Source organism: Acerihabitans sp. (assembly GCF_036398755.1).
Lineage (GTDB): Bacteria > Pseudomonadota > Gammaproteobacteria > Enterobacterales > Enterobacteriaceae > Acerihabitans.
This window is the reverse complement of record NZ_DASWOM010000101.1, coordinates 1-9447: the sequence shown is the minus strand read 5'-3', so window position 1 is coordinate 9447 and position 9447 is coordinate 1. Positions and strand designations below refer to the sequence as shown.

General features: G+C 54.8%; 6 protein-coding genes. 5 read left to right on the top strand and 1 reads right to left on the bottom strand.

What is annotated here, in order from left to right:
• A partial coding sequence (gene adhE / locus VGC33_RS16830) for a bifunctional acetaldehyde-CoA/alcohol dehydrogenase (protein WP_331121920.1) occupies window positions 1-2714 on the bottom strand: 2714 nt, incomplete at its 3' end.
• 1092 nt (window positions 2715-3806) lie between these two features.
• Here adhE and oppA point away from each other — a divergent pair.
• From oppA to oppF, 5 genes are all read left to right on the top strand, one after another.
• Complete coding sequence (oppA, locus tag VGC33_RS16825) at window positions 3807-5444, top strand: oligopeptide ABC transporter substrate-binding protein OppA (protein ID WP_331121919.1); 1638 nt, start codon at window positions 3807-3809, stop codon at window positions 5442-5444.
• 104 nt (window positions 5445-5548) lie between these two features.
• Window positions 5549-6469: an oligopeptide ABC transporter permease OppB gene (gene oppB / locus VGC33_RS16820; RefSeq protein WP_331121918.1), complete on the top strand. Its 921-nt coding sequence runs from the start codon at window positions 5549-5551 to the stop codon at window positions 6467-6469.
• A gap of 14 nt (window positions 6470-6483) precedes the next feature.
• On the top strand, window positions 6484-7392 hold the full coding sequence (oppC, locus tag VGC33_RS16815) for an oligopeptide ABC transporter permease OppC (RefSeq protein ID WP_331121917.1): 909 nt from the start codon (window positions 6484-6486) through the stop codon (window positions 7390-7392).
• A 47-nt stretch (window positions 7393-7439) separates the two neighbouring features.
• Window positions 7440-8429, top strand: coding sequence for an ABC transporter ATP-binding protein (locus VGC33_RS16810; RefSeq protein ID WP_414636949.1), 990 nt, complete (start codon window positions 7440-7442; stop codon window positions 8427-8429).
• Window positions 8426-9442 (top strand): murein tripeptide/oligopeptide ABC transporter ATP binding protein OppF, encoded by a 1017-nt coding sequence (oppF, locus tag VGC33_RS16805; RefSeq protein ID WP_331121915.1) that lies wholly within the window; start codon window positions 8426-8428, stop codon window positions 9440-9442. The genes VGC33_RS16810 and oppF overlap by 4 nt, the downstream gene beginning before the upstream one ends.
• Window positions 9443-9447: the final 5 nt, after the last annotated feature.

Here is a 9447-nt window from a genome sequence, read left to right as displayed (position 1 = left end):
GTGACTTTTTTACCTTTTTTCTCGGTCTTGATTAAATCATTTATCGTTTCTTTGATATTGCCGACCGGCGCGGGAGCGTTGGCCGCCGCGACGGCGTTCTCAAAGGGTTCGACAAATTTACGGCCGTAGTAGGTATCCATCAGGATTTGCTTGAGTTCGGCAATCAGCGGATAGCGCGGGTTGGCGCCGGTACACTGGTCATCGAACGCATCTTCCGACAGTTTATCGACTTTCGCCAGGAAGTCCGCTTCCAGCACGCCGGCTTCGCGAATCGAAGTCGGGATGCCGAGGTCGGCCTTGATTTCATCAAGCCAGGTCAGCAGGTTTTCGATCTTCTGCGCGGTACGGTCGCCCGGTTTGCTCAAACCCAGATGATCGGCGACTTCGGCGTAGCGACGACGGGCCTGCGGACGATCATACTGGCTGAACGCGGCCTGTTTGGTCGGGTTGTCGTTGGCGTTGTAGCGAATCACGTTGGAGATAAGCATCGCATTGGCCAGGCCATGGGGAATATGGAATTCCGACCCCAGCTTATGGGCCATGGAATGGCACACGCCCAGGAAGGCATTGGCAAACGCGATACCGGCGATGGTGGCGGCGTTATGCACGCGTTCACGGGCCACGGGGTTCTTGGCGCCTTCATGGTAGCTGGCGGGCAGGAACTCCTTAAGCAGTTTAATCGCCTGCAGCGCCTGGCCGTCGGAAAACTCGGTGGCCATAATGGACACATAGGCTTCCAGGGCATGGGTCACCGCATCCAGTCCGCCGAAGGCGCACAGGGATTTAGGCATGTTCATCACCAGGTTGGCGTCGACAATGGCCATATCCGGCACCAGGGCATAATCCGCCAGCGGGTATTTCTGGCCGGTGGCGTCGTCGGTGACCACGGCGAACGGCGTTACTTCAGAACCGGTGCCGGATGTGGTGGTAACCGCAATCATTCGGGCTTTAACGCCCATTTTCGGGAACTTGTAGATACGTTTACGGATATCCATAAAGCGCAGCGCCAGCTCTTCGAACGGGGTGCCCGGATGTTCGTACATTACCCACATGATCTTGGCGGCATCCATCGGCGAGCCGCCGCCGAGGGCGATGATGACATCGGGTTTGAACGACATCATCTGTTCGGCGCCCTTGCGCACGATGCTCAGGGTCGGATCGGCTTCCACTTCAAAGAATACTTCGGTTTCAATGCCATGGTTTTTCAGCACCGAGGTAATCTGGTCGGCATAGCCGTTGTTGAACAAATAACGGTCGGTGACGATAAACGCGCGTTTGGCGCCGTCGCTGGCGACTTCGTCCAGGGCAATCGGTAATGAACCACGACGGAAATAGATGGATTTGGGAAGCTTATGCCACATCATATTTTCAGCTCGCTTGGCCACGGTTTTTTTGTTGATGAGATGCTTGACCCCGACGTTCTCGGAAATCGAGTTCCCGCCCCAGGAACCACAGCCCAGCGTCAGGGACGGCGCCAGCTTGAAGTTATAGAGGTCACCGATGCCGCCTTGGGAGGCAGGGGTGTTGATAAGGATACGGGCGGTCTTCATCTTGTCGCCGAAGTAATTCACGCGCGCCGGCTGGTTGTCCTGGTCGGTATACAGACAGGAGGTATGGCCAATGCCGCCCATTTCCACCAGTTTTTCCGCTTTCGTCACGGCGTCTTCAAAGTCTTTGGCACGGTACATGGCCAGCATCGGAGACAGTTTTTCATGCGCGAAGGGTTCTGAGTCGTCCACGACGGTCACTTCACCGATCAGCACTTTGGTATTGCCCGGCACCTTGATACCGGCCATATCGGCAATCTTCGATGCCGCCTGGCCGACAATGGCCGCGTTGAGGGCGCCATTTTTCAGGATAATGCCTTGCACGGCCTTGAGTTCGTCGCCGCGCAGCATATAGCCGCCGTGGCTGGCAAAACGTTCGCGCACCGCGTCATAAACTTCGTCCACCACGATAACCGACTGCTCGGAGGCGCAGATCACGCCGTTATCGAAGGTTTTCGACATCAGGATGGACGCCACCACGCGTTTGATATCCGCGGTTTCATCCACCACGACCGGGGTGTTGCCGGCGCCGACGCCGATAGCCGGTTTACCGGAGCTATAGGCGGCCTTGACCATGCCCGGCCCGCCGGTGGCGAGGATCAGGTTGACCAGCGGATGATGCATAAGCTGGTTGGACAATTCCACCGTCGGCTCGTCAATCCAGCCGATGATGTCTTTGGGCGCGCCGGCGGCCACGGCGGCCTTGAGCACGATTTCCGCCGCGCGGTTGGTGGCGTTCTTGGCGCGCGGATGCGGCGAGAAGATGATGCCGTTACGGGTCTTCAGGCAGATTAACGCTTTGAAGATAGCCGTGGAGGTCGGGTTGGTGGTCGGGACGATACCGCAGATGATGCCGATAGGTTCGGCGATGGTAATGGTGCCGAAGGTATCGTCCTGGGCCAGGATGCCACAGGTTTTTTCGTCTTTATAGGCGTTGTAGATATACTCGGAGGCAAAATGGTTTTTAATCACTTTATCCTCGACGATACCCATGCCTGATTCGGCGACGGCCATCTTGGCGAGCGGGATGCGCGCATCGGCGGCGGCCAGGGCGGCGGCGCGGAAAATCTTGTCCACCTGCTCCTGGGAGAAGTTGGCATATTCGCGCTGGGCTTTCTTGACGCGCTCTACCAACAAATTAAGTTCAGCGACATTAGTAACAGCCATAATGCTCTCCTAATAAATGTTAAAATTTTGGGTTAGATTGTTAAACTGTTTAAGTAAATAGCCTGCCCACAAAATGTATAAGACTAATATTATACTAGTTAGTCTATCTGCCCAATCGGGGATATGCATTGGCACAATGGGCTTTTTACTTAACGAGTTTCTTCAATCACTTACTTTAACAACATTTACTGTTGAATTGCCGCTTTTTTATGCGATGGTCGGCTTGTCACTGTGGGGATCTTAAAGAGTATTAGCAGAGTTATATGTGATATATATCACAAAATAGTCATGCTGACTCCATTCAGCAGGTGAGGGTTGTCGTAAACGTTACACAGGTATCGTTATTTGGTTAAACGATTCAATGCCGCGATAAATTTCATTACATATATTTAACAAAATAGTTGCAAATATGCCGGCATAAAATGCCGACTCGCAGAGTCTAGGGGGCAAGACGGGGGTTAGCAATGCGATTCGTCCTTAAAACCGACGGTTTGGATTTATGCCGGGAGCGAGAGAAAAACACGCCTCAAAATATGGCAAAAGACGCGCGGAATCGGCCAAAACGCACCATAAAGCGACAATGTATATTAACTGCCCAGTGGAATCTTCCCGGTTAAAAAGGAATTTAATCGCTATGAAATTCAGCGCAGTAGCGAACATTATCGGAATTGTCCGGATTTTTTTTCACCCTAAGCCGCAAAGGGTCTTGTCACGATGCAATGCAGATGTTATTAGTGTTAATTCATACATCATTAGGCTTTTATTCTCTTTGCAGGCCATAAATTGACCTTATGTGTTTTTATGTAACAAATGATTAATTAATAATTATTTTTCCATGTAAGGCCGATAGTTTTGATCCCATGATAATCGTAAATAACTTCTTTCAGGGCCTGCGTCCCACCAGAGTATTTTTTTTGCCGGCGCAGCGCCGGCTTGTTTCCTTTATAGCGTTCACCAATAAGGAATACCGCTTCTTTGCCTTGTGGTTTCGTTCACCATAATTGGCGTGGGAGTTGTCATACCCGTTAAACGGGAACCTGCGTGCCGCCTGGCCGGGGCCACGCAATAATAAAAAACTGGAGTGCACTGAAAATGACCAACATCACGAAAAAGACGCTGCTGGCGGCGGGTATTTTTGCCGCGCTGGGCGCAGTGTCGATAGGATCTACTTTCGCCGCGGACGTTCCCGCCGGCGTGCAGCTTAGCGACAAACAGGAATTGGTGCGTGGTAATGGCGCCGAAATACAGTCCCTTGACCCCCACAAGATAGAAGGGGTGCCGGAATCGAACATTAACCGCGATGTGCTGGAAGGTCTGACCATTAATGATCTGTACGGCCATACGCAACCGGGCGCCGCGGAAAGCTGGGAAACCAAGGATTCCAAAGTCTGGATTTTCCATTTGCGCAATGACGCCAAATGGTCCAATGGCGATCCGGTTACGGCGCAGGATTTCGTCTATAGCTGGCGTCGCCTGGCCGATCCGCAGACCGCATCACCTTACGAAAGCTATCCGCAGTATGCCCATATCGTTAATATCGATGAAATCATCGCCGGTAAAATGAAGCCCGATACCCTGGGCGTCAGGGCCGTGGACGATAAAACCCTGGAAGTGACCCTGAGCCAGCCGGTGCCTTATTTCCCTAAACTGCTGAGCAACCCCGCCATGTCGCCGGTGCCGCAGAAGGTCGTGGAGAAGTTTGGCGAAAAATGGACCCAGCCCGCTAATTGGGTCGGCAACGGGGCATTCAAAGTGAAGGATTGGGTGGTGAATGAACGCCTGGTGCTGGAGCGCAGCCCGTCTTATTGGAATAATGCCAAAACGGTGATAAACCAGGTGACCTACCTGCCGATTTCATCGGAAGTGACCGACGTAAACCGCTATCGCGCCGGCGAATCCGATATGACCTATAATAATCTGCCGATCGAGCTATTCCAGAAACTGAAACGCGAAATCCCGAAAGAAGTGCATGTCGACCCGTATCTGTGCACCTATTATTACGAAATCAATAATCAAAAGGCGCCGTTTACCGATGTCCGCGTGCGCACCGCGCTGAAGCTGGCGCTGGATCGCGATATTATCGTGAACAAAGTCAAAGCCCAGGGCGATTTGCCCGCCTTTGGTTTTACCCCGCCCTATACCGACGGCGCCAAGCTGACGCCGCCGGAATGGTTTGGCTGGAGCCAGGATAAACGTAATGCCGAAGCGCGCAAGCTGCTGGAGCAGGCCGGTTACACCAAAGACAAGCCGTTGACCTTCGATTTACTGTACAATACCTCCGATCTGCATAAAAAACTGGCGATAGCCGTTGCGTCGATTTGGAAAAAGAATCTGGGCGTTGAGGTGAAACTGGTAAACCAGGAATGGAAAACCTTCCTGGATACCCGTCACCAGGGGACTTTTGACGTTTCCCGCGCCGGCTGGTGTGCCGATTACAATGAGCCCACCACCTTCCTGAACATTATGCTGACCAATGGTTCGAGCAATACCGCCCATTATTCCAGCCCGGCCTTCGACAAGCTGATTGCCGATGCCGTCGATGCGAAGAGCGAGGACGCGCGCAGCGCATTGTATCAGCAGGCTGAACAGCAGCTGGATAAGGACTCCGCCATCGTGCCGGTATATTACTATGTTAACGCACGGCTGGTGAAACCTTACGTGGGTGGTTACACCGGTAAAGATCCGCTGGATAATGTGTATGTAAAAGATCTCTACATAATCAAACACTAACCATGCGTTATGGATGATAACAGGGCAGGGCCTTCACGGGCCGTGCCCTGTTTTTCCTGTTCAATACGAACGGTTTGAATAAGTGCACGTTATAGGTATTAGGCATGTTAAAGTTTATTATCCGCCGGTTTCTTGAAGCGATTCCGACGCTATTCATTTTGATCACCATTTCATTTTTCATGATGCGGTTGGCGCCCGGCAGCCCCTTTACCGGCGAGCGCGGCCTGCCGCCGGAAGTGATGGCCAATATCGAAGCCAGGTACCATCTCAACGATCCGATGATAAAGCAGTACGGCGCCTATCTGGTGCAACTGGCCCACGGTGACTTCGGCCCGTCGTTCAAATACAAGGACTACTCGGTCAACGACCTGGTGGCCAATTCCTTCCCCGTCTCGGCCAAGCTTGGCCTGGCGGCGTTTATCCTGGCGATGGTGGTGGGCGTGTCTGCCGGCGTCATGGCGGCGCTGCGGCAAAATACCAAATGGGATTATCTGGCCATGGGGTTTGCCATGACCGGCGTGGTGATCCCCAGTTTTGTGGTGGCGCCGCTGCTGGTGCTGGTGTTCGCCATTACGCTTAAATGGCTGCCGGGCGGCGGCTGGAACGGCGGCGAGCCCAGGTTTGTTCTGCTGCCGATGATTGCCTTGTCGCTGGCCTATATCGCCAGCATCGCCCGTATCACCCGCGGTTCGATGATTGAGGTGCTGCACTCCAACTTTATCCGCACCGCGCGGGCCAAGGGATTGCCCATGCGGCGCATTATTTTCAGCCACGCCCTTAAACCCGCGCTGCTGCCGGTTATTTCTTATATGGGTCCGGCCTTTGTCGGCATCATTACCGGTTCCATGGTGATAGAAACCATCTTCGGGCTGCCGGGTATCGGCCAGCTGTTTGTTAACGGCGCGCTGAACCGCGATTATTCGCTGGTGTTGAGCCTGACCATTCTGGTCGGGGCGCTGACGATTTTATTCAATGCGATTGTCGATGTGCTGTACGCGGTTATCGACCCGAAAATACGTTATTAAGCTGGAGCACGCACATGATAATCGGTAATAAAAATAGCGAGGCTCTGGAGAAACTCAGCGAAACGCTGCAAGTGGAAGGCCGCAGCCTGTGGCAGGATGCCCGCCGGCGTTTTATCCATAACAAGGCGGCGTTGACCAGCCTTATCGTCCTGGCCCTGATTGTGTTGTTTGTCGCCCTGGCGCCGTCCCTGGCGCAGTTCAGTTATGACGATACCGACTTTGGCATGATGTCGGCCGCGCCGAGTTTTGCCTCGGCGCATTATTTCGGCACCGATTCCTCCGGGCGTGACCTGCTGGTACGGGTGGCCATCGGCGGGCGGATCTCACTGATGGTCGGCATCGCCGCCGCGCTGGTGGCGGTGGTCCTGGGAACGCTTTACGGTGCGCTGTCCGGCTACCTTGGCGGCAAAATCGACTCGGTGATGATGCGCCTGCTGGAAATTCTCAATTCTTTTCCTTTTATGTTTTTCGTTATCCTGCTGGTGACCTTTTTCGGCCGCAATATCTTTTTAATCTTTATCGCCATCGGCATGGTCTCTTGGCTGGATATGGCGCGTATCGTGCGCGGCCAGACCCTGAGCCTGAAACGCAAGGAGTTTATCGAGGCGGCGGTGGTCAGCGGAGTGCATACCCGCAGCATTATCCTGCGCCATATCGTGCCCAACGTGCTGGGGGTGGTGGTGGTCTACGCCTCCCTGCTGGTTCCGAGCATGATCCTGTTCGAGTCGTTCCTGAGTTTTCTGGGGCTTGGCACGCAGGAGCCGCTGAGCAGTTGGGGCGCCTTGTTGAGCGACGGCGCCAACTCCATGGAAGTGTCGCCCTGGCTGCTGATGTTTCCCGCCTTTTTTCTGGTGGTGACGTTGTTTTGTTTTAATTTTATCGGCGATGGCATGCGTGATGCCCTCGACCCGAAAGATCGTTAAGGAACGCCGTGATGAGCATAATCGACCCAAGTACGCCGGCGGCCGTCATGCCGCCGGCAACGCCGGCTCCGGCATTGCTGGACGTCAAGGATTTGCGCGTGACCTTTGCCACCGCCGATGGTGATGTTACCGCGGTCAACAACCTTAATTTTACCCTGCGCGCCGGTGAAACGCTGGGTATCGTCGGCGAGTCGGGTTCGGGTAAATCCCAGACCGCGTTCGCCCTGATGGGCCTACTGGCCACCAACGGCCGTATCGAGGGCTCGGCGGTGTTTAACGGTCGGGAAATCCTCAACCTGCCGGAAAAACAGCTGAACAAACTGCGCGCCTCGGAAATCTCAATGATTTTCCAGGATCCGATGACGTCGCTCAATCCGTATATGCGGGTGGGCGAGCAGCTGATCGAGGTGCTGATGATGCATAAAAAAATAAGCAAGCATGAGGCGTTCGAAGAGTCGGTGCGGATGCTCGACGCGGTGAAGATGCCCGAGGCGCGCAAGCGAATGCGCATGTATCCCCATGAGTTTTCCGGCGGCATGCGCCAGCGGGTGATGATTGCCATGGCGCTCTTGTGCCGGCCGAAACTCTTGATAGCCGATGAGCCCACCACCGCGCTGGATGTGACCGTCCAGGCGCAGATCATGACTTTGCTTAACGATCTTAAACGCGAATTCAATACCGCCATTATCATGATTACCCACGATCTGGGCGTGGTAGCCGGTATTTGCGACCGGGTGCTGGTGATGTATGCCGGGCGCACCATGGAATACGGAACGGCGCGGGATATCTTCTATCAGCCCAGCCATCCATATTCCATCGGCCTGCTGTCGGCGGTGCCGCGCCTGGATGCCGACGGTTCCGCGATGATGGTGACCATTCCCGGCAATCCGCCCAACCTGCTGCGTTTACCGCAAGGTTGTCCTTTCCAGCCGCGCTGCCCTTACGCCATGGACATTTGCATGAACATGCCGCCTCTTGAGCGGGTCGGCGCCGAGCGCCTGCGCGCCTGCTACAAGCCTCTGGAGGAATTGGTATGAATGCGATGGACGAACATAAAAAAGTGCTGCTGGATGTCGATAACCTGAAAGTGTATTTCGACGTCAAAGGCGATAAGCAGTGGTTCTGGCAGCCGGCCAGGAGCCTGAAGGCGGTGGACGGCGTGTCCCTGCGGCTGTACGAGGGGGAGACGCTCGGCGTGGTGGGCGAGTCGGGCTGTGGCAAATCGACCTTTGCCCGGGCTTTGATTGGCCTGGTTAAATCCACCAGCGGGCGTATAGCCTGGCTGGGCAAGGAGCTGCAGGGGATGAGCCGCGATGAGTGGCGCGAAACCCGTAACGATATCCAGATGATTTTCCAGGACCCGCTGGCCTCGCTTAACCCGCGCATGACTATTGGCGATATTATCGCCGAGCCGTTGCATACCTATCATCCGAAGATGCCGCGCCAACTGGTGAAGGATAAGGTGCGCAACATGATGCTGAAGGTGGGGCTGCTGCCGAACCTTATCAATCGCTATCCGCATGAGTTTTCAGGCGGGCAGTGCCAGCGGATCGGCATCGCCCGTGCGCTGATACTGGAACCCAAGCTTGTGATTTGCGACGAACCGGTGTCGGCGCTGGATGTGTCGATCCAGGCGCAGGTGGTGAATTTATTGCAGCAACTGCAGCGGGAGATGGGGCTGTCATTGATTTTTATCGCCCACGATCTGGCGGTGGTGAAGCATATTTCCGATCGGGTGCTGGTCATGTATTTGGGCCATGCGGTGGAGTTGGGCACCTATGATCAGGTGTACAACAATCCGCAGCATCCTTATACCAAGGCGTTGATGTCGGCGGTGCCGATACCGGATCCTGACAAGGAGCGCAATAAGAACATCCAGCTGCTGGAAGGCGATTTGCCGTCGCCAATCAATCCGCCGTCGGGATGCGTGTTCCGTACCCGATGCCCGATTGCCGGCGAGGCGTGCGCCGTGACGCGGCCGATTTTGCAGGGCAGCTTCCGGCACGCGTGCTCATGCATCAAGGTGGATGCGAGCCAGTTGGCGCAATAAGCGGG

Coding starts and splice junctions, on each gene's coding strand:
- oppB (WP_331121918.1), top strand. CDS start 5,549: ATGTTAAAGTTTATTATCCGCCGGTTTCTTGAAGCGATTCCGACGCTA.
- VGC33_RS16810 (WP_414636949.1), top strand. CDS start 7,440: ATGCCGCCGGCAACGCCGGCTCCGGCATTGCTGGACGTCAAGGATTTG.
- oppC (WP_331121917.1), top strand. CDS start 6,484: ATGATAATCGGTAATAAAAATAGCGAGGCTCTGGAGAAACTCAGCGAA.
- oppF (WP_331121915.1), top strand. CDS start 8,426: ATGAATGCGATGGACGAACATAAAAAAGTGCTGCTGGATGTCGATAAC.
- oppA (WP_331121919.1), top strand. CDS start 3,807: ATGACCAACATCACGAAAAAGACGCTGCTGGCGGCGGGTATTTTTGCC.